Source organism: Leifsonia shinshuensis (assembly GCF_013410375.1).
GTDB lineage: Bacteria > Actinomycetota > Actinomycetes > Actinomycetales > Microbacteriaceae > Leifsonia > Leifsonia shinshuensis.
Map to the genome: position 1 here is coordinate 80,412 of NZ_JACCFL010000001.1, position 22,623 is coordinate 103,034.

Consider the following 22,623-nt stretch of genomic DNA (forward strand, 5'->3'; position numbering starts at 1 on the left):
AAATTCTTTGCCCCACACCGGTGTGACGCTCCGCGTGACGGGCGTCCCCTCACACGACTCTCGACACGGAGACAGATGTCCAGTCAGACCAGCGCGGCAACGGCCGCACCCAAACCGATCATGTCGCACCGGCAGATCCTTTTCGTGATCTTCGGCCTGATGGCCGGCATGTTCCTGTCGGCCCTCGACCAGACGGTGGTCGGAACCGCGATCCGCACGATCGGCGACGACCTGCACGGCCTCAGCCAGCAGGCCTGGGTCACCACCGGCTACCTCATCCTCTCGACGATCTCGACGCCGATCTACGGCAAGCTCTCGGACATCTTCGGGCGCCGGCCGCTGTTCATCATCGCCATCGGCATCTTCATCGTCGGCTCGATCCTGGCGTCGTTCTCGACCTCGATGCTCGAGCTCGCGGCGTTCCGCGCCATCCAGGGCCTCGGCGCCGGCGGTCTGATGTCGATGCCGCTCGCGATCATGGGCGACATGCTCGCCCCGCGCGAGCGCGCCAAATACCAGGGCTACTTCCTCGCGGTCTTCGGCATCTCCAGCCTCATCGGCCCGCTGATCGGCGGGCTGTTCGCCGGCGCGAACCAGATCCTCTGGATCGCCGGCTGGCGCTGGGTGTTCCTCATCAACGTGCCGATCGGCATCGCCGCGCTGTTCATGGTGCTGCGCTTCCTGCACCTGCCGAAGCACGACCGCGGCTCCGCGCGCATCGACTGGTGGGGCGCCGCGGGCGTCATCGTCGCCCTCGTCCCGCTGCTCCTCGTGGCCGAGCAGGGTCGTGACTGGGGCTGGGGCAGCGCCGCATCGATCTCCTGCTACGTGATCGGCGCCGTCGGCATCATCGCCTTCATCTTCATCGAGATGGCGATGAAGGACGACGCGCTCATCCCGCTCAAGCTGTTCCGCTCCAGCACCTTCTCGATGGCGACCGTCATGGGCGTGCTCGTCGGCTTCGGCATGTTCGGCGCGATGCTGACCCTCCCGCTCTACCTGCAGATCGTGCTCGGCTCCTCGCCGACCCTGTCGGGCCTGCAGCTCCTCCCGATGATCCTCGGCCTGATGATCTCCTCCATCGCCTCCGGCCAGATCATCGCCCGCACCGGCCACTACCGGCAGTTCCCGATCATCGGTACCGCGATGCTCGCGGGCGGATTCTTCTACCTGACCTTCCTCAAGTTCGGCGACTCGTACTGGTTCATCGCCGGCGCGATGCTGCTCATCGGCCTCGGCCTCGGCCAGCTCATGCAGACACTGACCATCGCCAGCCAGAACTCGGTCGGCCTCCGCGACATGGGTGTGGCCACCAGCGCCTCGACGTTCTTCCGCCAGATCGGTGGAACGCTCGGCACCGCCGTGCTGCTGTCGCTGCTGTTCACGGTGTTCCCGACGAACATCCAGACCGCTCTGACCGACAAGCCGACGCTGACCAGCGCCCTCGACGCCGCGCTGACCCCGTCGGTCGCCTCGGCGCCGGAGAACAAGCAGATCATGGAGCAGGCCTACACGCCGATCATCAGCAAGGCGACCGCACGCACGCAGCAGGCGCTGCAGAAGTCGGTCGACGGCGCCAAGGCCGCGGCCACGCAGGCCGTCGCCGGTCAGGTCGCCGCCGGCCACATCCCGCCCCAGGCCCAGGCCCAGGCGGAGGCCGCCGCCCAGCAGCAGGCGATCCAGACCGCGGCGACCAAGATCGAGGCGCAGGCCCCGTACGCCAAGGTCGCGAGCGACGGCACGGTCACGCTGGACTTCTCCGACCCGGCTGCGCGCTCCGCCTTCGTGGACACGCTCGTGCCCGTCGTGCAGACGCAGCTCAAGAAGGGCACCGGCACGAACGACACTTCCGCCACGAACGACACGTCCTTCTTGAACAACGCCGACCCGCGGCTCTCGAAGCCGTTCCTGGTCGCGTTCAACAACTCGGCCGTGCAGGTCTACTGGGTCGCGATGTTCGTGGTCCTCGTGGCGTTCATCCTGTCGCTGTTCTTCAAGACCCCGCCGCTGCGGGCGAAGTCGGCGCTGCAGGAGGCCGCGGACGCCAGCGCGGAGGCGGCAGCCGCCCGCGAGGGCGCAGAGGCCGGCGAGCGCCAGCCGGTCCCGGTGGGGGCGATGGCCTCGGCCGGGCCCGACGCCGCCGCCCGCGAGGAGCTCGAGGAGACCGACCTCGGCCTGATCGCGAGCCGGGTGGCCGGCGAGACCGGCGCGCTCATCGAGCCGGTCGTTGACACGGCGTCGGTCGCCGCCCAGCGGCCGCGGCCGGCGGTCGACTGACGCCGGAGCGGATCAGTCCACCTCACCGACGGAACGGCCGTCGCCCACCCGGGCGGCGGCCGTTCCGCCGTCCGCGCCCGCGGCCGCCGGCGGCACCCGCCGCAGCACGAGCGGGGTCACGACGCCGTGCAGCACGATGCTGCCCACCACCGTCAGCACGGTCACGCTGAGCACGTCCCCGCTGTCGCTGTCCGGGAGGTGGTTGTACGCGAGCAGGCCGAACACGATCGACGCGGTGCCGCGCGGACCGATCAGCCCGATGTAGGTGCGCTCCCGCCAGGTCACGGGTGAGCCGAGCATGGACACGTAGACCGGCACGGCCCGGAACAGCGTGAGCGCCAGCACGGCGATCACCAGCACCCGCCAGTCGATGCCCTCCACGATCACCGCCGTCGTCATCCCGCCGAGGATGAACCAGACGAAGTCGGACGCGACCTTGCTGGCCTCCTCGACCAGCAGCAGCTCGTCCTCCGGGACCGCCCGCAGCTCGCGGCGGCGGGTGCGGGTGACGCGGAACATCACGCCGGCGACGAACGCCGCGACGAAACCGTTCGCGTCCACGTCGTGCAGCGTCGCGACTCCATAGGTCAGCAGCGGCGCGATCAGCATCACGAAGCGGATGCCGGAGGCCGTCGCCCAGCCCCGGTCGGCGGCCCACCGGGTGAGGAGCCCGAGGACCCCGCCGATCAGGATGCCCACCACGATCGCGACGACGGTGGCGGGCACCGCTCCGAAGAACGCGTAGGCGGCGTCGGAGAGGTTCTTCTCGACCTCCTTCTCGCCCGCGCCGGAGAGCTGCGTGCCGGTGTTCGCCACCTTCAAGATGCTCGGCAGCGCGACGGCGATCGCGACCGACATCGCGAACAGCGGCGAGATGAGGCCGTCGTTGTAGCCGCTCTCCACGTTCAGGATCTGCCGCACCCGCGCCGGGATGCGCGACGACCGCAGCAGTGCGGTGGCGGGCGCGAAGTCGGTGGGCATCACGATGCAGGCGATCACGATCAGCACGAACACGTTGAGCGAGGGCAGCAGCCAGCCGCCGGTCAGCACCACGAGCACGAGGGAGAGCGGCAGCGCGATCAGCACCAGCCGTGCGAGCGACCGGCCCTGGCCGCCGAAGATGCCGCCGCGCACCTCGCACGCGTCCACGAACAGCAGCACCGCGAGGATCAGCTCCACGACGTGCTGGGCGACATCGCTGTCGATCGCCGCCGTGAAGCCCTTCACGTCCACGAGGACGACGAGGGAGCCGAGCGCCGCGAGCGCGGCCGGCCCGGCGATCCCGAACCGCTCGAAGCGGTGCGCGACGAGCGACCAGAGCGCGACCGCGGCCAGCCCGACGAGGATGATGACCGGCATCCGCACACCTCCCCTGCTCGCCACGGGCCGCGACCAGTCTGGACCCCGCCCGCCGCCGAGCGCCAGGCCACGCCCACCCGCCGTTGGGCGCGACGACATTCGTGCCGAATGTGGGGAAAGGCCGCGCGAAACGCGACATTCGTGCCGAATGCGCACCTGAGCACCGGCGGCGAGTCCCGCATGACATTCGTGCCGAATGTCGTGGATGCTTGCGCGCGACGCGACATTCGTGCCGAATGTGTGTTTTGCTGCCGCGGGAGTAGGCGCCACGCCATTCGTGCCGAATGTGGGGAAAGGCCGCGCGAAACGCGACATTCGTGCCGAATGTGCACCTGAGCACCGGCGGCGAGTCCCGCATGACATTCGTGCCGAATGTCGCGAATAGTCGCGCGAGAGGCGACATTCGTGCCGAATGTCGCGGGGTCAGAGGGCGGTGAGGAGGTCCACGGCGAGGGCGCGGGCGTCGCGGAGGCGGCGGCGGTCGGCCTCCAGGCCCGAGCGGACGAGGGCGCCGTTCAGGACGTACGACAGGTGCTGCGCCGTCCGCTCCGCGTGCGCGCGATCGGTCAGCTCGCGGAGTCCCGCTGCCAGGATGCCGTCGACCTCGGCGAGGTGGCGCCGCACGAGCTCGCGGCCGGGGTCGCCGAACGGCAGCTCGGCGGCGGCGTTGAGCAGGCCACTGCCGCGGTAGCCGGGCTCCGGCGCCAGGGCGGCCTGGTCGAGGTAGGCGTCGAAGACCGCGAGGATGCGCGTGAGCGGGTCGGGCGTACGGCGGGCGCGGCGGGCGTAGAGGGCGAGCCACTCGGCGTGCCGCGCCTCCAGGGAGGCCGCGACGAGCGCCGACTTCGACGCGAAGTTGTTGTAGAGGCTCATCTTGGCCACGCCGGCGTCGGCGGTGATCGCGTCGATGCCGGTGGCCGCGATCCCGTCGGCGTAGAACCTCCGGGCGGCCGCTTCGAGGATCCGGCGGCGCGCCGTGCCGGTGCGCGCGCCCGTATTGCGCGGCGACTCCGCCATCGGCGCCCTCCTCTTATCTAGGTAGGGCAGTCTATCTAAAAGACCACCTTCCGAGGTCACGATTCGATCACGGCAGTGCTCGACGCTCCGCAGAATCCCGCGCATTTCGCCGTCACTGCAACAAATGCCGCCGTTTCAACGATGAGAGCGCGATCACAGTGCCGCTTGACAACGCGCTCGCCCTCGATCTACATTCTCAGGCAACCCGTGAGAGCGCTCTCACGGCCTTCAAAGAGAGCGCTCTCACCGGTCTCATCGACCAGCACGAAAACCACGCACAAGGGAGTGATCCGTGAAGCTTTCACGACGCACCACGGTCGCAGCGGCAGTCGCCGCCACGGCCTCGTTCGCCCTCCTCGCGACAGGCTGCTCAGCGAGCGGCAGTGACGCGGGGAGCAGTTCGAACCCCATCACGCTGACCGTCACCACGTTCGGCACGATGGGCTTCGACAAGCTCTACTCGCAGTACGAGAAGGAGCACCCGGGCATCACGATCAAGGCGACCAACATCGACACCGGTGACAACGCCCTGACCGACTGGCAGACCAAGGAGGCCGCCGGCAGCGGGCTCCCCGACGTCCAGGCCGTCGAGGAGGGCTGGCTCTCCAAGGTCATGCAGGTCTCCGACCAGTTCAACGACCTCAAGGACTACGGCGCCAACGACATCAAGAGCCGCTGGGTCGACTGGAAGCTGAAGCAGGCCACCGACAAGAACGGCCGCATCATCGGCTACGGCACCGACATCGGACCGGAGGGCCTCTGCTACAACGGCAAGCTCTTCGCCGCGGCCGGACTGCCCAGCGACCGCGACTCCGTCGCCAAGCTGTTCGGCGGCGCCAACGCCACCTGGGACGACTACTTCAAGGTCGGCGAGCAGTACAAGGCGGCCACCGGCAAGGCGTTCTACGACCAGTCCGGCTTCATCTGGAACGCCATGGTGAACCAGCAGCCCGAGGGCTACTACACCAAGGACGGCAAGCTCAACATCCAGAACAACAGCACCCTCAAGTCGCTGTGGAGCAAGCTGGCCGCCGGAGCCGCCGCGGGTCTCTCCTCCAACCAGACCCAGTGGGACTGGGGCAAGGGCAAGGCCTTCACCGACGGCTCGTTCGCCACGTTCGTCTGCCCGGGCTGGATGCTGGGCGTCGTGCAGGGCCAGGTCAAGGCCGGCGGCGGCGACGCCTCCACCGGGTGGGACTTCGCGAACGTCTTCCCGGGCGGCGCGGCCAACTGGGGCGGCTCGTTCCTGACGGTCCCGAAGCAGTCCAAGCACCCGAAGGAGGCCGCGGCTCTCGCCGCCTGGCTGACCACCGCCAAGTCGCAGGTCGCCACCTTCCAGGCGGCCGGCACGTTCCCGTCCGTCACCGCGGCGCAGTCCGACCCCGGAGTGACCGGCGCGAGCGACCTGACGAAGTTCTTCAACAACGCCCCTGTCGGCCAGATCCTGGCGGAGCGCGCGAAGGGCGTCGTCGCCCAGTACAAGGGACCGGACGACTCGGTCATCCAGTCCCAGGTGTTCGGCCCGTCCGTGCAGCAGCTCGACTCGGGCAAGGCCAACGGGGATCAGGCCTGGGCCAACGCGATGAAGCTGCTCGACCAGCTCGTCGTCAACAAGTAGGACACCTCACCGATCGGGCCCCGCTGCTGTCGGCGGCGGGGCCCGAACCCTCACCTGAGCCATCCGCTCCACCCCGCTCCGCTCCACACCCTCCCCTCATGGAGAACCGCATGACCACCGTCACCCGCACACCGGAAGCCGCGCCCGCCGCGGCCGGGCGCGACCGCGACGACCGCCGGGCACTCACCTTCAAGCAGAAGCTCAGCCGCTTCGACGTCAAGGCCTCGCCGTACTTCTACGTCGCGCCGTTCTTCGTGCTCTTCGCCCTCGTCGGCCTGTTCCCGCTGATCTACACGTTCGTCGTCTCGCTCAACAACTGGAACCTGCTCACCGGTCCCGGCCCGTGGGTCGGCTTCGCCAACTACGTCACCGAGCTGAAGGACCCGTTCTTCTGGAACTCGCTCTTCAACACGGTCAGCATCTTCCTGCTCTCCGCGATCCCGCAGCTGATCGCCGCTGTGTTCATCGCCGCGATCCTGGACCAGAACATCCGGGCCAAGACCTTCTGGCGGATGAGCGTGCTCCTCCCCTACGTCGTCACCCCCGTCGCCGTCACGCTGATCTTCTCGAGCGCATTCGACGAGAAGTACGGGCTGATCAACAACATGCTTCAGGCGGTCGGGCTGCACCCGATCATGTGGAAGACCGAGACGCTCCCCTCGCACATCGCGATCGCGACGATGGTCAACTGGCGCTGGACCGGGTACAACGCGCTCATCCTCCTCGCAGCGATGCAGGCGGTGCCGCGCGACATCCACGAGTCCGCCGCCCTCGACGGAGCGGGATCGTTCCGGCGGTTCTTCTCGATCACGCTGCCGAGCATCCGCCCAACGATGATCTTCGTGATCATCACGGCCACCATCGGCGGCCTGCAGATCTTCACCGAGCCCAAGCTGTTCAACCCGTCCAGCGCCGTGCCGGGCGGCCCGCAGCGGCAGTACCAGACCACCGTGCTCTACCTGTGGGACATGGCGTTCAACCGGCAGAACTTCGGCCGGGCGTCCGCGATCGCCTGGATGCTGTTCCTCATCATCGTGGTGTTCGGCGTGCTGAACTTCCTCATCTCGCGCCGGATCGCCTCCACCGAGGCGCGAGTGCACCGGTCGCGGACGGCCAAGCGGCTGGCGCGGAGCCGGGCGGCCGGCGCCGGGGGCACCCCGACCGAGACCGACGCCGAGCCCGCGGCGAGCGCCGAGGGCGACCTCGCGCTGGCCGCGGCGAGCGAGGAGAAGAACGTATGACCACCGCAACCCGCACCCCGGCCGTGCAGCGCGCCCCGCGCCGCCGCGCCCTCGGCATCGACCGCCGGCCCGGCTTCCTCGCCTACGGCATCCTGATCGCCCTCTTCGTCGGCGGCGCCTACCCGCTGTGGTGGTCGTTCGTCGCCGGCTCCAGCGACAGCACCGTGCTCACCTCGACGTGGCCTCCGCTGCTGCCCGGCGGACAGTTCTGGAAGAACGTGGGCGCCGTGCTCGACACCGTGCCGTTCTGGCAGGCGCTCGGCAACTCGATCATCGTCTCCACCGTCATCACGGTGTCGGTCGTCGCCTTCTCGACGCTCGCCGGGTACGCGTTCGCGAAGCTGCGGTTCCGCGGCCGCGAAGGGCTGCTGGTGTTCGTGATCGGCACCCTCGCGGTGCCCACCCAGCTCGGCATCATCCCGCTGTTCATGGTGATGAAGCAGTTCGGCTGGACCGGGACCCTCGGCGCGGTGATCGTGCCGACGCTGGTCACCGCGTTCGGCGTGTTCTTCATGCGGCAGTACCTGGTGGACGTCATCCCCGAGGAGTTGATCGAGGCCGCGCGCGTCGACGGCGCGAACATGATCCGGACCTTCTGGCACGTCGGCGTCCCCGCCGCACGGCCGGCGATGGCGATCCTCGGGCTGTTCACCTTCATGACCGCGTGGACCGACTACCTCTGGCCGCTGCTCGTCGCCCCGCAGAACCCGACCCTGCAGGTCGCGCTGAGCCAGCTGCAGTCCGCGAAGTACGTCGACTACTCGATCGTGCTGGCCGGCGCGGTGCTCGCGACCATCCCCCTGCTCATCCTGTTCGTGCTCGCCGGCAAGCAACTGGTCTCCGGCATCATGGCCGGCGCGGTGAAGGGCTGAGAACGAATGACCGACCACCGTACCTTCCGGGCTCGTGCCGGTGGCCTCCGGGCTCAGCCGGTCGGGGCGCGGTGAAAGGCTGACGAATGACCGACGACCGTACCCCCTGGCCCACCGGCTTCCTCTGGGGCTCCGCCACCGCGGCGGCCCAGATCGAAGGTGCCGCGCACGAGGACGGCAAGGAGGACTCGATCTGGGACGCGTTCGCCCGGGTGCCCGGCGCGATCGCCGGCGGCGACACCCCTGAGCGCGCGATCGACCACTACCACCGCGTGCCGGAGGACGTGGCGCTGATGCGCGAGCTCGGCCTGCAGTCGTACCGCTTCTCCACCTCGTGGGCGCGGGTCAAGCCGGGCGACCGCACGGTCAACCGGGCCGGGCTGGACTTCTACAGCCGCCTGGTCGACGAGCTGCTGGACGCCGGCATCCTGCCCTGGCTGACGCTGTACCACTGGGACCTCCCGCAGGCCCTCGAGGAGCGCGGCGGCTGGGCGAACCGCGAGACGGCGTACCGGTTCCGCGACTACGCGGTGGCCGTCTACGACGCGCTCGGCGACCGGGTGTCGCACTGGACCACGTTCAACGAGCCGCTCTGCTCGTCCCTGATCGCGTACGCGGCGGGCGAGCACGCGCCGGGCCGACGGGAGCCGCGCGCCGCGCTGGCCGCCCTCCACCACCAGCACCTGGCGCACGGGCTCGCCGTCGCCGCGATCCGCGACCTCGCCGGCGAGCACGACGGCCGCGCGGAGGAGCTGCGCGTCGGCATCACCCTCAACCTGACCAATGCGATCCCGGACGACCCGGAGGACGCCCGGGACCGGGACGCCGCCCGCCGCATCGACGGTCTGTGGAACCGGATGTACCTCGACCCGCTGCTCCACGGCACGTATCCGGCGGACGTGCTGGAGGACCTCCGCGACTACCGGTTCGAGGAGCTGGTGCACGACGGCGACCTGGCGGCGATCCGGCAGCCGATCGACTTCCTCGGGGTGAACCACTACCACGACGACAACGTCAGCGGCCGGCCGCTCCCGGCCGACACCGTGGCCGCGCCGACGCCGACCGACCGCCCGAAGTCGTCGCCGTTCGTCGGCAGCGAGTTCGTCATGTTCCCGTCCCGCCACCTGCCGACCACGGCGATGGGCTGGGAGGTCAACCCGAACGGCCTCCGAGACCTGCTGGTGCGGCTCAGCGCCGAGTACCCGGCGCTGCCGCCGCTGTACATCACCGAGAACGGCGCGGCGTACGACGACGTGGTGGACGACGACGGCCGCATCCGCGACCTGGAGCGGGAGGCGTACATCCTCGACCACCTCGACGCGGTCCGGGAGGCCGTCGCCGCCGGCGCCGACGTGCGCGGCTACTTCGTCTGGTCGCTGCTCGACAACTTCGAGTGGGCCTGGGGGTACGCCAAGCGGTTCGGGATCGTGCACGTCGACTACGACACCCTGGAGCGCACCGTGAAGGACTCCGGGCGCGCGTACGCCCGGGTGATCGCCGAGGCCCGACAGGCGGAGGCGCGACAGGCCCAGGCGGCCGCCGCGGTGGTTGGCGCGCCCATTGGACCTGCCGCGGCACGCGCCTAACATAGGTCGGGCGTCGACCGACGCCCCGACGCCCGAGCGGCCCGAGGAGAGGACCCCATGACGACGGAGCAGGTGGACGGCCGCAGCGTGCCGACCCTGGAGGCCGTGGCCGCGCGCGCGGGCGTCTCCCGGGCGACCGTTTCGCGCGTCGTGAACGGCTCCACCAAGGTCACGCCGGAGGTGGTGGCCGCGGTCACGCGCGCGATCTCCGACCTCAACTACGTGCCGAACCGCGCCGCCCGCTCGCTGGCCTCCCGGCGCACGCAGGTGATCGCACTGGTGGTGCCGGAGTCGACGGCCAAGGTCTTCGCCGACCCGTTCTTCGCGTCCATCGTGCAGGGCGTCGCGCTGAGCCTCGCCGACACCGAGTACACACTCAACATGGTCATCTCGTCGGAGACCAACCCCGACAAGACCCGCCGCTACCTGATGGGCGGCAACGTGGACGGCGCGCTGGTGGTCTCCCACCACTCCGGCGACCACTCCTACGCGCAGCTCGGCTCCACGCTGCCGATCGTGTTCGGCGGCCGGCCGGTGAGCGAGGCGCAGCACGAGTCGTACTTCGTCGACGTGGACAACGTCGCGGGCTCGGCCGGGGCGGCGGAGCACCTGATCGAGCGCGGCCGCAGGAACATCGCGCTCATCACCGGGCCGCAGGACATGCCGGCCGGTCTCGACCGCTACACCGGCTGGCGCCGGGCGCTCGAGGCGCACGGGCTGGACCACACGCTGGTCGAGTACGGCGACTTCTCGCCCTCCTCCGGCCTGGAGGCCATGCGTCGCCTGCTCGCCGCCGGCCGCCCGATCGACGGCCTGTTCGCGGCGAACGACCAGATGGCGGCGGGCGCGTACTCGGCCATCCACGAGGCCGGCCTCAGCATCCCGGGCGACATCGCGGTGGTCGGCTTCGACGACGACAACTTCGGGCTCACCGCGACGCCGCCGCTCACCACCGTGCACCAGCCGTCCATCGGCCTGGGTCAGGCAATGGCCCGCGTCCTCGTCCGCCGCCTCGCTGGCGAGCCGGTCGACCGCGTCACCCTCCTCCCCACCGAGCTCGTCGTCCGCCAGAGCTCCTAGCGCGCCGCTGCGCGACCAGCTCCGGAGATCCGGGCTGGTGGCCGCGTGATCTCCGTAGCAACGGACCGCCACGCCGCGGCGCGGGCTAGTGTTCCGGAACTCCGGACATCGGGGCGGTGGCGCGCGGCTGTCAGTGGGGTGCGGTCAGGCGAGGGCTCGGTAGAGGCGGTTGCCGATGGCGGCGAGGAGGAAGCTGGTCGCGGCGATCGCGGAGACGCCGCCGGCGTACGCGATGAACAGGTGCTCCGTGCCGTTCTGCGTCGAGGTGTAGGTGACGATGAGCGCGATGGCCGCCCAGACACCGCACGCCGCCGCGATCCAGACCAGCGCCCACAGCTTCGACCGCACCGGGGGGTCTGCCGGGCTCAGCCGCAGCCCCGCCACGACGATCCCGGCGATGCAGCCCCAGAACGCGACGACCAGCATCCCGGCGATCACATCGCTCGGGCGGTGCCACTGCTCCACCAGCGTGGAGGCGCCCGCGGCGATCGTGAACACGGAGCCGACGACCGCGGCGAGCGGCCGGTACCGCGGCGAGGCGACCAGGAAGACGACCAGCGCGGCCGAAGCGGCGACGGCCGTGTGCCCGGACGGCAGCGAGTTCGCGAGCCCCGCGTCCACCCCCTTCGACGGCCGCGACAGCACGGAGTACTTGAGCACCTGGGTGCTCACGTTCGCCGCGACCGCGGCGATGACCGCGATGATGAACACCAGCCAGTTGCGTCGCACCAGCACGATGACCACCGCGATGATCGCGCCGATCACCACCGCCGCGGCGGGCAGCGCGTTGAGGAACGCGTGCGCGAAGTCGATCAGGTCGCCCTTCCAGACGTCGGCGCCGGCGAACGAGCGCTCGTCGAGCACCTGACCCATGTAGGTGCGCACGAAGAACAGGTACACCCCGGTGAACACGATCGTGGTCCCCAGAGCACCCCAGACGAACGGCAGGAGTCGGAGGGGGGCGGGTCGCATAGTAATCAACCCTTCCACACCCATCCCGGGAACTGCCGAGAAAACCGGGAACGTCGCCGAAAGGCCGCTGGTGCGTAACCTGCGAAGGCGGGTGTAGGACGGCGGCATGAGGAGCTTCACCGACACGATCGAGATCGACGCGCCGGCGCACGACGTCTACGCGACGCTCCGCGCAGTCGACGCCTACCCGGGCTGGCTGACGCACTCGATGGTCTACCGCGGGACGCGCGTCCCGCCGGGGCAGGCCGCCCCGCCGCCGGACGGCCCTCCGACCTACGTGGACGCCACGATGATCGGGCGGATGCGCGGCGAGCTGGTCGACGACGTGCCGGACCGGGAGTTGCGCTTCCACCAGGCGAAACCGTCCGGCCGCGTCGACGCGCTGATCGTGTACGACGTCGAGGACTCCGGCGGCGTGACCCGGGTCACCCGGGTCGGGCAGCTGACGACCCACGGGATGTACCGCGCGGTCGAGCCGGTGTTCGTGATGGTGGCCGCCAGGGAGAGCCGCCGCACGATGAAGGCGCTCAAGGCGCACGTGGAGGCTCCGGGCTGAGGCGGCTCAGCCGGCGAAGAGCACGTCCGGCTGCCCGCTGAACCGCGCGCGCATCACGGCGACCGCGTCCGCGCTGCTGTCGACCAGCAGGAACCGGCGGCCCAGCGCCGCCGCGACCGCCCCGGTGGTGCCGCTGCCGGCGAAGAAGTCGAGCACCCAGTCGCCCTCGCGGCTCGACGCCTGCACGATGCGGCGCAGGACGCCCTCCGGCTTCTGGGTCGGGTAGCCGGTCTTCTCGCGACCGGTCGGCGAGACGATGGTGTGCCACCAGACGTCGGTGGGCAGCTTGCCCAGCTCCGCCTTCTCGGGGGTGACCAGGCCGGGAGCCATGTACGGCTCGCGGTCGACGGCCGAGGAGTCGAAGTAGTAGTCGGCCGGGTTCTTGACGTAGACCAGGATCGTGTCGTGCTTGGCCGGCCAGCGGTTCTTCGCCTTGGCGCCGTAGTCGTACGCCCAGACGATCTCGTTGAGGAATGACTCGCGCCCGAACAGCGCGTCCAGCAGCACCTTGGCGTAGTGCGACTCCCGGTAGTCCAGGTGCAGGTAGAGCGTGCCGGTGTCGGCGAGCAGCCGCCACGCCTCGATCAGCCGCGGCTCCAGGAAGCCCCAGTAGTCCTCGAACCGGTCGTCGTAGCTGAGGATGTCGCCCTTGATGCGCTCGTAGCTGCGGCCCTTGAAGCCGATGACGCTGCCGGCGCCGGCCTCCGACCGCACCGCCGTCGTGCGCTGGCGCGCCTGCGAGCGGCCGGTGTTGAACGGCGGATCGAGGTAGATCAGCTGGAACGCGGAGGACGGGAGCCCGGCGATGACCTCCAGGTTGTCGCCGCGGACGATCGTGCTCGGCCCGTCGGGTCGCCACAGCCCGGACGCGGCGGCGGCGGGCTCTGACATGCCTCCATTCTCCCGCATGGACCCGACCTGCGGCGGTCGGCGCGGTCGGGCGGTACCCTGACGGCATGACGCTGACCGTCGAGAACCAGCCCGATCAGTCCCGCTACGCCCTGCTGAAGGACGGCGAAGTCATCGGGGTCGCCGAATACGAGCTCCGCGGCGACGCCATCGTGTTCGTGCACACCGAGGTCGACCCGGAGAAGCGCGAGCGCGGGATGGCCTCCCAGCTCGTCCAGACGGCGCTCGACGACGTGCGCGATCACACCGAGCTGCGGGTGATCGCGACGTGCCCGTACGTGCGCCGCTGGCTGGCGGACCACCCCGAGTACCTGGCGCTGCAGCGCCGCTGAGCCGGGCCGGGCCGCTGAGCCGGGCCGACCGCTGAGCCGGGCCGAGCCGCTGAGCCGCTGAGCCGGCCTTAGGCGCGGTGCGAGGCGGTGGTGCGCGTGGTCGCGCGACCCTCCTCGGAGGGCGCACGCCCCTCCGCGCGCTGACCGCGGCCCGCGGGCCCGACGTCGATCGTGATCTTGCCGGCATCCCAGACGCCCGCGTCGCCGCCGTCGCCGGGCAGCGGCGCCGGAGCGGGGAGGAACGACTGCCGGTCCAGCTCCTGCTGGGCCTCGTGACGCGTGGGGGCGAAGATCTCGTCGAACGAGCCGCCGATCGCGCCGCTCATGCTGCCGGAGCCTCGGGCCGCCTTGTTGGAGAGGTCGATCCAGCCGAGCTTCACACCCGTCACGATCGCCGCGACGATGCCCACCACCACGACCACGGCCCACCAATTCACGCCGTCAAGGGTACCGGACGGTTCTGGACGCTCCCCTGACGCACAGGAACCGCCAAGGTCGCCGGGCCAGCGCGGGAGGCGCGCGACGCGGGTCAGGGCACCCGGTACAGCCACTCCTCCGTCGCGAACTTGGACTCCACCAGGCGCTCGGCCTCCTCGTACTCCGCCTCGGTGAGGTCGCCGTCGGTCGCGCCGTACAGGCTTCGGAAGGTCAGCTTCATCTGCTCGATGATCTCGGAGCGGCTGAGGCCGGTCTGGCTGCGCAGCGGGTCGACGCGCTTGGCGGCGCTGGTGATGCCCTTGTCGCTGATCTTCTCCCGGCCGATGCGGAGGACCTCCGTCATCTTCTGGCCGTCCATGTCGTAGCTCATGGTGACGTGGTGGAGCACGGCGCCGGATCCGAGGCGCTTCTGGGCGGCGCCGCCGATCTTGCCCTTCGGGCTGGTGATGTCGTTGAGCGGGACGTAGCTGGCGTCGATGCCGAGCGACTTGAGCGCGATGACGGCCCACTCGTCGAGGAACGCGTAGCTGTCGGCGAAGCTCATCCCCTGGACCAGGTCCGCGGGGGCGTAGATCGAGTAGGTGACGACCGAGCCGGCCTCCATGAACATGGCGCCGCCGCCGGTGATCCGGCGCACGACCTGCACGCCGTACTTCTCGGCGTTGACCGGGTCGACCTCGTTCTTGACCGACTGGAAGCTGCCGATGACGACGGCGGGCTCGTCCCACTCCCAGATCCGGAGGGTCGGACCGCGGCGGCCCTCGCCGACCTCCGTGGTCAGCACCTCGTCGAGGGCGAGGTGCATGAGCGGCGAGACGGCCTTGGCGTGCACGATCTGCCAGTCGTAGTCGCGCCAGCTCGTCGCCCGGGCGAGCGCGCGGCGCACGGCGACTGCGACTGCCTCCGGCGAGAAGCCGAGCAGCGACGCGCCCTCGGGGAGCGCGTCCTTGACCGCGGCGGCGATGGTCTTGGAGTCCGCCTCGGCGGGGAGCCCGTCGACGGCGGCGTCGATCGCCTCCAGCGCGGTGTCGGGCTCGAGGAAGAAGTCGCCCGCCAGCCGGAACCCCGAGATCAGCCCGTCCACGACCTCCAGGTCGACGACGACGAGCTTGCCACCCGGCACCTTGTACTCACCATGCATGGGACCAGCCTAGAACCCGCGCCGGGCAGCCATCTCTTCCTCACTTTCTCCCGCCTCCGCACGGCGTGTTGCGGGAGAAAGTGAGGAAGCGATGGCTGCGGTCAGGTGCGGGCGGGGATGCGGGGGTCGAGCCAGGCGGTGACGTCGGCGTAGACCTCCTCCTTGTTGGTCTCGTTGAAGATCTCGTGGCGGGCGCCGGGGTAGACGATCGTCGTCACGTCGGACAGGCCGGAGCGGGTGCGGTAGGAGCGCTCCAGCTTGCGGGCGGAGGCCGGGCCGCCCAGCGGGTCGTCGTCGCCGACCGCGATGAGCAGCGGGAGGTCGCGGGCCAGGTGCCGGGCCGGGCGGCCGAGCAGCCGGGCGGCGTCCGCCATTCCGAAAAGCTTCTGCAGCGGGACCAGGGTGCACAGCGGGTCGTCGATGAACGCCTGCGCGACCGCGGGGTCGCGGCTGAGCCACTCGGCGCCGGTCGTGCCGAGGTGCGCGTGCCGCTTGTTGAGGTCGCCGCTGTTCATCGAGCCGATCATCCGGTAGGCGGTGCCGGAGAGCACCGCGGCGTCGTAGTCGTCGGCGTGGTGGTTCAGGGTCATCTGGCCCATGAGCGAGCCCCAGCTGTGGCCGACGAGGACGAGCGGGAGGTCGGGGTTCTCGTCGCGGATCAGCCGGCTGAAGGCGCGCAGGTCGCGCAGCGCCGCGCGCAGGCCGCCCGGCCCGAGCCTGCCGAGCTTGGACGCGTCGCCGTGCCACTGCTCCATCCCGGTGCGGCCGTGGCCGCGGTGGTCGTCGGCGTAGACCGTGTAGCCCTCGGCGACGAGGTGCTCGGCGAGGGCGCGGTAGCGGCCGGCGTGCTCCCCCACGCCGTGTGCGACCTGCACGGCGGCCCGCGGGCGCTCGGCCGGGTAGACGTCGAAGAAGATGCGGAGGCCGTCGTCGGCGCTGAACTCTCGCTGCACGGGCCCATTCTGGCACAGCGTTTTATTTAGCCAGCCTAATTTGTTAGGCTAACTATCTATGGGACGCCTCTCCACGCACGACCTCAGCAGCGCACTGCGCATCGCCGTCGCGCGCCTGTCCCGCCGGCTGCGCGCGGAGAAGGAGGACGACGAGCTGAGCGACACCCAGACCTCCACCCTCGCGTTCCTCGTCCGCGAGGGCTCCGGCACGATCGGGAGGCTGAGCGAGCACGAGCGCGTCACCCCGCCCTCCATGAACCGCACGGTCAACCACCTGGAGCAGGCCGGCTACGTCGTGCGCACCGCCGACGCCGTCGACGGGCGCAAGGTGGTCGTCGTCCCGACCGAGTCCGGACTCCGGCTCGTCGCCGAGACGCGCCGACGCCGCGACGCCTGGCTGAACCAGCGCCTCCGCACGCTCACCCCCGAGCAGCGCGAGACCCTGGCCGAGGCCGCCGCGATCATGAGGGGGATCGCCGACTCGTGAGCGCGATGTTCCGTTCCCTCTCCGGGGTCAACTACCGCATCTGGGCGGGCGGCGCCATCGTGTCCAACGTCGGCACGTGGATGCAGCGCACCGCGCAGGACTGGATCGTCCTCACCCAGCTCACCCACAACAACGCGGCCGCGGTCGGCTTCGTGATGGCGCTGCAGTTCGGACCGCAGCTGCTCCTGCTGCCCGTGACCGGCTGGGCGGCCGACCACCTCGACCGGCGCCGCCTGCTGATGCTGACCCAGGGGCTCATGGGGCTGCTCGGGCTGGGCCTCGGCATCCTCACGGTCACCGGGATGGTGCAGCTCTGGCACGTGTACGTGTTCGCGCTGCTCCTCGGAGTGGTGGCGGCCTTCGACGCGCCCGCCCGGCAGACGTTCGTGTCGGAGCTGGTCGCCGGCCCGAACCTCTCCAACGCGGTCGCGCTCAACTCGGCGTCGTTCAACATGGCGCGCCTCCTCGGCCCGGCGGTCGCCGGCCTGCTGACCGCGGCCGTCGGCGCGGGCTGGGTGTTCCTCATCAACGCGGCGACGTTCGGCGCGGTGCTGCTGTCGCTGATGCTGCTGCGCACGGAGAAGCTGTACCGGGCGGAGCGGGCGAAGCGGTCGCGGGGCGGCCTGATCGACGGGTTCCGCTACGTGCGGCGGCGGCCCGACATCATCGTCATCCTGGTGATGGTGTTCCTGATCGGCACGTTCGGCCTCAACTTCCCGATCTTCATCTCGACCATGTCGGTGAGCGTGTTCCACCAGGGCGCGGGCGAGTACGGCATCCTGTCGTCCATCATGGCGATCGGTTCCGTGATCGGCGCGCTGCTGGCCGCCCGGCGCGAGCGGCCGCGGGTGTCGCTGCTGTTCGCGGGCGCGGCGTTCTTCGGCACGGGCTGCGCGATCGCCGCGGTCATGCCCACCTACTGGCTGTTCGCGGTCGCCCTCATCATCATCGGCGTCTCGTCGCAGACCCTGATGACGACCGCCAACGGGACCGTGCAGATGACGACCGACCCGCTGCTGCGCGGCCGGGTGATGGCCATCTACATGGCGATCTTCATGGGCGGCACCCCGATCGGCGCCCCGATCGTCGGCTGGGTGGCCGACACCTTCGGCCCGCGCTGGGCGATGGGGGTCGGCGCGGCGAGCGGGTTCGCGGCCGCGCTCGTCGGCGTGTTCTACCTCGTGCGCTACCGCGGACTGCGGGTGCGGTTCAGTGGTTTCCGCCCTCGGGTCGTGCTGAGCCCCCACGAGGCGGCCCGCGAGGAGCTCGAGGAGACCGAGGCGACGGCGACGCGGGCGAGCTGAGGGCGGCGCAGCCAACGGAGGAGATCGGCGCGCGTCCCCCGCGTGTCGGCAGTCAACGGAGGAGATCCGGGCTGTGGCGGGCCGTGGGTCCTCCGTTGGCTGCGGCGGAGCGGGCCGGCAGGTGCGAAGTGACGCCGCGGCGGGAGGAGCGGCATGCGCCCGAGGTTCCGCTACGAGTACTCCGGCGGCGCCGTCCGGTAGCGCCAGGCGAGCTCGTTGTCGAGCACGAACCGGGACAGCGTCTCGTCGCGAGGCAGGGCGTCGCCGACGAACGCCTCCACGGCCTCCAGCAGCGCCCCCGCCGTCTCCGGTGTCGGCGTCGCGATCACCGCATCGAGCAGCGCGCCGAACCCGTCCGGCACGCGCGGCAGCATGGCCCCCCGCGCCCGCAGGTACTTGGGGCCGGGGAAGAACACCGCGTTGTGCGCGAGCAGCGCCCGGGCCGCCGATGTCACCAGGTGCACGGCCGCGTGCGCGAGGAGCAGCGGGTCGCCGTGCTCGTACGCCTGCGGCAGGAAGTAGCCGCCGTGCAGGCGGCACTGCGCGACGAAGCCGGCGACGCGGTCCTCCCACTCGGCGGCCGGCACCTCGACCACGCGTGCCAGGCGGTCGTCGAGGTCGGGCACCCGGCTGAACACCACGCGGGCGGAGGCGAACGAGTCGCGCACCGGGTCGTCGCCGCGCTCGGCCGCGTCGGACAGGTAGGACAGCGTCGCCAGCTTGATGTCGAAGTAGCCCTCGTCGTAGCCGATGCCGTCCGTGCTCGTGTACATCAGGCGGCGGGCCGCGCAGGCCGCATCCCAGCGCTCCTCGGTCACCACCAGGTACAGGTCGACGTCGGAGTCCGGCCGCTCGGCGCCGCGCGCGACCGAGCCGCTGACGATCACGGCCAGCACCGACGGATCGGCCGACACCTCCGCGACGTACCGTGCGATCGCCCGCTCGTGATGCTCCATCAGCGGACGGCCACCCGCGCCGGCTCGTACCGGACGGGCGCGTAATTGCGGGCGACCAGCGCACGCAGCGTCTCCAGGTCGCCGGAGAGCAGCCCGACCGCGCGGGCCTGGACCAGCGCGTTGCCGAGGGCCGTTGCCTCCATCGGGCCTGCCAGGACGGGGACGCCCGCGCGGTCGGCGGTCGCCTGGCAGAGCAGCGCGTTGCGCGCTCCCCCGCCGACGATGTGGACGGTCTCGACCGGCACGCCGGACAGGTCGGCGGCGGCGCGCACGGCGGACGCGAACGCCTCGGCGAGGCTCTCGACGATGACGCGGACCATCCCGGCCGGGCTCGCCGGCGCACGCAGGCCGCGCTCGGCGAACCAGCCGGCGATGCGTGCGGGGAGGTCGCCCGGCGCCAGGAAGCGCGGGTCGTCGGCGTCGAACAGCTCCGCCGGGCGCGGCAGCTCCGCCGCCTCGGCGAGCAGACTCTCCAGGCTCACGTGGAGGCCGCGGCGCTGCCACTCCCGGATCGACTCGCTCAGCAGCCACAGGCCCATGACGTTGTGGAGGTAGCGGACGCGGCCGTCGACGCCGCCCTCGTTGGTGAAGTTGGCCGCGCGGCCCTCGTCGCTGACGACCCGGCCCTCCAGCTCGACGCCGACCAGGCCCCAGGTTCCGCAGGAGATGTACGCGGCGCGGGCCGGGTCCATCGGCACCGCGACGACCGCGGACGCGGTGTCGTGCGAGCCGACCGCGGTCACCGCAGGCCCGGTGCCGGCGAACGGCAGCTCCAGCGAGGGCAGCAGTGAGCCCACCTCCGTGCCCGCGTCCACGAGGGCCGGGAACAGCGAGCGGCGCAGGCCCAGCCGCTCGATGAGGGCGTCGTTCCACGCTCCGCGGGCCGTGAGCAGGCCGGTCGTGGAGGCGTTGGTGCGCTCGGCGACGGCCCGGCCGCTCAGCCAGTAGGTGATCAGGTCGGGGACGAGCAGGAAGCCGTCGGCCGTCTCCAGCGCCCCCGACTCCTGGTCGACCGCGAGCTGGTAGAGGGAGTTGAACGGGAGGAACTGGAGGCCGCCCTCGCGGTAGAGCTGCTCGGGCGACACGCGCGCGTGCACCAGGTCGACACCTGCAGCGGTCCGCTCGTCGCGGTAGTGGTACGGCTCGCCGAGCAGGCGGCCGTCGCGCAGCAGGCCGTAGTCGACCGCCCACGCGTCCACGCCGACGCTGCGGAGGCCGGGCTCCGAGCGCGCGACCGCGCCGAGTCCCTCCAGCACGCTGGAGTAGAGGCCGGTCAGGTCCCAGTGCAGCGCGGTGCGGTCGCCCTCCCACACCCGCACGGGCGTGTTGAGGAACCGCGCCGCCTCGGTCAGTTCCAGCGTGTTCGCGCCGACCCGGGCGTGCATGACCCGGCCGCTGGTCGCGCCGAGGTCGACCGCGGCGACGGCACCCGCGCCCCCCTTCATCGCACGCCCCCGTTCATCGCAGGAAGGCCGCCGCGACGCCCGCGTCGACGGGGATGTGGAGTCCGGTGGTGTGGTCGAGGTCGCTGCTGCACAGCACGAACACGGCGTTGGCGACGTGCTCCGGGAGCACCTCGCGCTTGAGGAGGGTGCGCTGCGCGTAGTACTTGCCGAGCTCCTCCTCCGGCACGCCGTAGACCGCGGCGCGCTTGGCGCCCCAGCCTCCGGCGAAGATCCCGGAGCCGCGCACGACGCCGTCCGGGTTGATGCCGTTGACGCGGATTCCGTGGTCGCCGAGCTCGGCGGCCAGCAGGCGCACCTGGTGGGCCTGGTCGGCCTTCGTGGCGGAGTAGGCGATGTTGTTCGGGCCGGCGAAGATCGAGTTCTTCGAGGAGATGTAGACGATGTCGCCGCCGAGCTTCTGGTCGATCAGCACCTTCGCGGCGGCGCGCGAGACCAGGAACGAGCCCTTGGCCATGACGTCGTGCTGGAGGTCCCAGTCCGCGGTGGTGGTCTCCAGCAGCGGCTTGGAGATGGAGAGGCCGGCGTTGTTGACGACGAGGTCCAGGCCGCCGAACGCCAGGAGCGCATCCTGGATCGCGGCGTCGATCGCCTTCTCGTCGGTGACGTTCGCGGCGACGCCGAGCGCGACATCAGGACCGCCGATCTCCGCGGCCGCCGCTTGCGCCTTCTCGAGGTCGAGATCGGCGATGACGACGCACGCGCCCTCGGCCGCCAGCCGGGTGGCGATGGCCTTGCCGATGCCGGAGGCGGCGCCCGTGACGAGCGCGATTCGGCCCGCGAGCGGCTTCGGCTTCGGCAGGCGCTGCAGCTTGGCCTCCTCCAGCGCCCAGTACTCGATGCGGAACTTCTCCGCCTCGTCGATCGGCGCGTAGGTGGAGAGCGCCTCGGCGCCGCGCATCACGTTGATCGCGTTGACGTAGAACTCGCCGGCCACGCGGGCGGTCTGCTTGTCCTTGCCGTAGGAGAACATCCCGACGCCCGGGATGAGCACGATCGCCGGGTCCGCGCCGCGGATCGCGGGCGCCTCCGGGGTCGCGTGCCGGTCGTAATAGGCCTGGTAGTCGGCGCGGTACTGCTCGTGCAGCTCCTCCAGCCGAGCGACCGAGTCCTCGATGGAGGCGTCCGACGGCAGGTCGAGCACGAGCGGCTTCACCTTCGTGCGGAGGAAATGGTCGGGGCACGAGGTGCCGAGCGCGGCGAGCCGCGGGTGCTCGGACGACGCGAGGAAGTCGAGCACCACGTCGGCGTCGGTGAAGTGGCCGACCTGCACGCGATCGGTGGAGGCGATGGCGCGCAGGTGCGGCGCGAGCGCGGCCGCCTTCGCGCGGCGCTCGGCCTCCGGCAGCGGCTCGTAGCCGGGCAGCGGAGCGCCGAACGGTTCGGGGCGGCCGTTGGCCTCGATGTAGTCGGCAGCGGTCTGGATGATCCACAGCGAGTTCGCCTCGGCCTCCTCGGAGGTGTCGCCCCACGCGGTGATGCCGTGGCCGCCGAGGACGGTGCCGATCGCGTCCGGGTTCGCCGCCTTGATCGCGGCGATGTCGAGGCCGAGCTGGAAGCCGGGGCGCCGCCACGGCACCCACACCACGCGACCGTCGAACACCTTCGCGGTCAGCGCCTCCCCGTCCGCGGCGGTGGCGATCGCGATACCGGAGTCCGGGTGCAGGTGGTCGACGTGCGCGGCATCAACGAGCCCGTGCATCGCCGTGTCGATCGACGGCGCCGCGCCGCCCTTCCCGTGCAGCGTGTAGTCGAACGCCGCGACCATCTCGTCCTCGCGCTCCACGCCCGGATACACGTTCTGGAGGGCGCGCAGCCGGTCGAGCCGCAGCACCGCCAGCCCGCCCTCCGTCAGGGTGCCGAGGTCGCCGCCGGACCCCTTCACCCACAGCAGCTCCACCGGCTCGCCGGTCACCGGGTCGGTCTCCGTGCCCTTGGCGGATGTGTTGCCGCCGGCGTAGTTCGTGTTCTTCGGGTCGGCGCCGAGGCGGTTCGACCGGGCCAGGAGGGCCGCGACGGTCTCGTTCGTCATTCTGCGTGGTTCCTTCGGTGGGTGGTCTGC

At 70.9% G+C, this 22,623-nt stretch carries 20 protein-coding genes; 10 read left to right on the plus strand and 10 right to left on the minus strand.

Translation table 11 applies throughout. The features are described 5' to 3' along the window. Positions 1-75: 75 nt before the first annotated feature. Positions 76-2,277 carry an MDR family MFS transporter gene (locus tag HNR13_RS00395; protein WP_179603932.1) on the plus strand — a complete coding sequence of 734 codons (2,202 nt, stop codon included), beginning with the start codon at positions 76-78 and terminating at the stop codon, positions 2,275-2,277. A 12-nt stretch (positions 2,278-2,289) separates the two neighbouring features. Here the strand turns inward: HNR13_RS00395 and HNR13_RS00400 are convergent, their stop codons facing one another. After that, on the minus strand, positions 2,290-3,636 hold the full coding sequence (locus HNR13_RS00400; RefSeq protein WP_179603933.1) for a cation:proton antiporter domain-containing protein: 1,347 nt from the start codon (positions 3,634-3,636) through the stop codon (positions 2,290-2,292). Positions 3,637-4,059: 423 nt separating this feature from the next. Beyond that, the gene (locus HNR13_RS00405; protein WP_179603934.1) at positions 4,060-4,653 is read right to left on the minus strand and encodes a TetR/AcrR family transcriptional regulator; all 594 of its coding nucleotides are present in this window, start codon (positions 4,651-4,653) and stop codon (positions 4,060-4,062) included. Between the two features lie 292 nt (positions 4,654-4,945). On the opposite strand from HNR13_RS00405, the gene HNR13_RS00410 reads away from it, so the two are divergent. The 5 genes from HNR13_RS00410 to HNR13_RS00430 all read left to right on the plus strand — a co-directional run bounded on the left by HNR13_RS00410 (position 4,946) and on the right by HNR13_RS00430 (position 11,050). Further along, positions 4,946-6,271 (plus strand): extracellular solute-binding protein, encoded by a 1,326-nt coding sequence (locus HNR13_RS00410; protein WP_179603935.1) that lies wholly within the window; start codon positions 4,946-4,948, stop codon positions 6,269-6,271. Positions 6,272-6,381: 110 nt separating this feature from the next. Next, positions 6,382-7,512 (plus strand): carbohydrate ABC transporter permease, encoded by a 1,131-nt coding sequence (locus HNR13_RS00415; protein WP_179603936.1) that lies wholly within the window; start codon positions 6,382-6,384, stop codon positions 7,510-7,512. Then, a complete protein-coding gene (locus tag HNR13_RS00420; RefSeq protein WP_179603937.1) occupies positions 7,509-8,384 on the plus strand; it encodes a carbohydrate ABC transporter permease in 876 nt (291 codons plus the stop codon). The genes HNR13_RS00415 and HNR13_RS00420 overlap by 4 nt, the downstream gene beginning before the upstream one ends. Before the next feature lie 86 nt (positions 8,385-8,470). After that, positions 8,471-9,970: a GH1 family beta-glucosidase gene (locus HNR13_RS00425; RefSeq protein ID WP_179603938.1), complete on the plus strand. Its 1,500-nt coding sequence runs from the start codon at positions 8,471-8,473 to the stop codon at positions 9,968-9,970. A gap of 57 nt (positions 9,971-10,027) precedes the next feature. Beyond that, positions 10,028-11,050, plus strand: coding sequence for a LacI family DNA-binding transcriptional regulator (locus HNR13_RS00430; protein WP_179603939.1), 1,023 nt, complete (start codon positions 10,028-10,030; stop codon positions 11,048-11,050). Between the two features lie 144 nt (positions 11,051-11,194). Here HNR13_RS00430 and HNR13_RS00435 read toward each other — a convergent pair whose 3' ends face one another. Then, complete coding sequence (locus HNR13_RS00435; protein WP_179603940.1) at positions 11,195-12,022, minus strand: phosphatase PAP2 family protein; 828 nt, start codon at positions 12,020-12,022, stop codon at positions 11,195-11,197. Between the two features lie 106 nt (positions 12,023-12,128). On the opposite strand from HNR13_RS00435, the gene HNR13_RS00440 reads away from it, so the two are divergent. Beyond that, positions 12,129-12,578: an SRPBCC family protein gene (locus HNR13_RS00440; protein ID WP_179603941.1), complete on the plus strand. Its 450-nt coding sequence runs from the start codon at positions 12,129-12,131 to the stop codon at positions 12,576-12,578. Positions 12,579-12,584: 6 nt separating this feature from the next. Here HNR13_RS00440 and HNR13_RS00445 read toward each other — a convergent pair whose 3' ends face one another. Beyond that, positions 12,585-13,469, minus strand: a complete 885-nt coding sequence (locus HNR13_RS00445) for a DNA-methyltransferase (RefSeq protein WP_179603942.1) — start codon at positions 13,467-13,469, stop codon at positions 12,585-12,587. Here HNR13_RS00445 and HNR13_RS00450 point away from each other — a divergent pair. Then, positions 13,463-13,819: a GNAT family N-acetyltransferase gene (locus HNR13_RS00450; RefSeq protein WP_343063651.1), complete on the plus strand. Its 357-nt coding sequence runs from the start codon at positions 13,463-13,465 to the stop codon at positions 13,817-13,819. The genes HNR13_RS00445 and HNR13_RS00450 overlap by 7 nt on opposite strands. Positions 13,820-13,887: 68 nt before the next feature. Here the strand turns inward: HNR13_RS00450 and HNR13_RS00455 are convergent, their stop codons facing one another. The 3 genes from HNR13_RS00455 to HNR13_RS00465 all read right to left on the minus strand — a co-directional run bounded on the left by HNR13_RS00455 (position 13,888) and on the right by HNR13_RS00465 (position 16,351). Continuing rightward, entirely contained in the window at positions 13,888-14,256 is a 369-nt protein-coding gene (locus HNR13_RS00455; protein WP_179603944.1) for a hypothetical protein, read from the minus strand. Between the two features lie 92 nt (positions 14,257-14,348). Beyond that, a complete protein-coding gene (gene lplAB / locus HNR13_RS00460) occupies positions 14,349-15,398 on the minus strand; it encodes a lipoate-protein ligase LplAB (protein ID WP_179603945.1) in 1,050 nt (349 codons plus the stop codon). 101 nt (positions 15,399-15,499) lie between these two features. Continuing rightward, positions 15,500-16,351 (minus strand): alpha/beta fold hydrolase, encoded by an 852-nt coding sequence (locus tag HNR13_RS00465; RefSeq protein WP_179603946.1) that lies wholly within the window; start codon positions 16,349-16,351, stop codon positions 15,500-15,502. 58 nt (positions 16,352-16,409) lie between these two features. Between HNR13_RS00465 and HNR13_RS00470 the strand changes: the two genes are divergently transcribed. Both HNR13_RS00470 and HNR13_RS00475 read left to right on the plus strand, forming a co-directional pair. Then, positions 16,410-16,838: a MarR family winged helix-turn-helix transcriptional regulator gene (locus HNR13_RS00470; protein ID WP_179603947.1), complete on the plus strand. Its 429-nt coding sequence runs from the start codon at positions 16,410-16,412 to the stop codon at positions 16,836-16,838. 5 nt (positions 16,839-16,843) lie between these two features. Then, the gene (locus HNR13_RS00475) at positions 16,844-18,142 is read left to right on the plus strand and encodes an MFS transporter (protein WP_179608978.1); all 1,299 of its coding nucleotides are present in this window, start codon (positions 16,844-16,846) and stop codon (positions 18,140-18,142) included. A gap of 170 nt (positions 18,143-18,312) precedes the next feature. Here the strand turns inward: HNR13_RS00475 and HNR13_RS00480 are convergent, their stop codons facing one another. From HNR13_RS00480 to HNR13_RS00490, 3 genes are read right to left on the minus strand one after another with little or no spacing between them, the layout of a single operon-like run. Further along, complete coding sequence (locus tag HNR13_RS00480) at positions 18,313-19,098, minus strand: nucleotidyltransferase domain-containing protein (RefSeq protein WP_179603948.1); 786 nt, start codon at positions 19,096-19,098, stop codon at positions 18,313-18,315. Beyond that, positions 19,098-20,543, minus strand: coding sequence for a rhamnulokinase (locus HNR13_RS00485; RefSeq protein WP_179603949.1), 1,446 nt, complete (start codon positions 20,541-20,543; stop codon positions 19,098-19,100). The genes HNR13_RS00480 and HNR13_RS00485 overlap by 1 nt, the downstream gene beginning before the upstream one ends. 13 nt (positions 20,544-20,556) lie before the next feature. After that, complete coding sequence (locus tag HNR13_RS00490) at positions 20,557-22,593, minus strand: bifunctional aldolase/short-chain dehydrogenase (RefSeq protein ID WP_179603950.1); 2,037 nt, start codon at positions 22,591-22,593, stop codon at positions 20,557-20,559. Between the last annotated feature and the right edge of the window lie 30 nt (positions 22,594-22,623).

Coding starts and splice junctions, on each gene's coding strand:
- HNR13_RS00395 (WP_179603932.1), top strand. CDS start 76: ATGTCCAGTCAGACCAGCGCGGCAACGGCCGCACCCAAACCGATCATG.
- HNR13_RS00400 (WP_179603933.1), bottom strand. CDS start 3,636: ATGCCGGTCATCATCCTCGTCGGGCTGGCCGCGGTCGCGCTCTGGTCG.
- HNR13_RS00405 (WP_179603934.1), bottom strand. CDS start 4,653: ATGGCGGAGTCGCCGCGCAATACGGGCGCGCGCACCGGCACGGCGCGC.
- HNR13_RS00415 (WP_179603936.1), top strand. CDS start 6,382: ATGACCACCGTCACCCGCACACCGGAAGCCGCGCCCGCCGCGGCCGGG.
- HNR13_RS00420 (WP_179603937.1), top strand. CDS start 7,509: ATGACCACCGCAACCCGCACCCCGGCCGTGCAGCGCGCCCCGCGCCGC.
- HNR13_RS00425 (WP_179603938.1), top strand. CDS start 8,471: ATGACCGACGACCGTACCCCCTGGCCCACCGGCTTCCTCTGGGGCTCC.
- HNR13_RS00430 (WP_179603939.1), top strand. CDS start 10,028: ATGACGACGGAGCAGGTGGACGGCCGCAGCGTGCCGACCCTGGAGGCC.
- HNR13_RS00435 (WP_179603940.1), bottom strand. CDS start 12,022: ATGCGACCCGCCCCCCTCCGACTCCTGCCGTTCGTCTGGGGTGCTCTG.
- HNR13_RS00440 (WP_179603941.1), top strand. CDS start 12,129: ATGAGGAGCTTCACCGACACGATCGAGATCGACGCGCCGGCGCACGAC.
- HNR13_RS00445 (WP_179603942.1), bottom strand. CDS start 13,469: ATGTCAGAGCCCGCCGCCGCCGCGTCCGGGCTGTGGCGACCCGACGGG.
- lplAB (WP_179603945.1), bottom strand. CDS start 15,398: ATGCATGGTGAGTACAAGGTGCCGGGTGGCAAGCTCGTCGTCGTCGAC.
- HNR13_RS00470 (WP_179603947.1), top strand. CDS start 16,410: ATGGGACGCCTCTCCACGCACGACCTCAGCAGCGCACTGCGCATCGCC.
- HNR13_RS00475 (WP_179608978.1), top strand. CDS start 16,844: ATGTTCCGTTCCCTCTCCGGGGTCAACTACCGCATCTGGGCGGGCGGC.
- HNR13_RS00480 (WP_179603948.1), bottom strand. CDS start 19,098: ATGGAGCATCACGAGCGGGCGATCGCACGGTACGTCGCGGAGGTGTCG.
- HNR13_RS00485 (WP_179603949.1), bottom strand. CDS start 20,543: ATGAAGGGGGGCGCGGGTGCCGTCGCCGCGGTCGACCTCGGCGCGACC.
- HNR13_RS00490 (WP_179603950.1), bottom strand. CDS start 22,593: ATGACGAACGAGACCGTCGCGGCCCTCCTGGCCCGGTCGAACCGCCTC.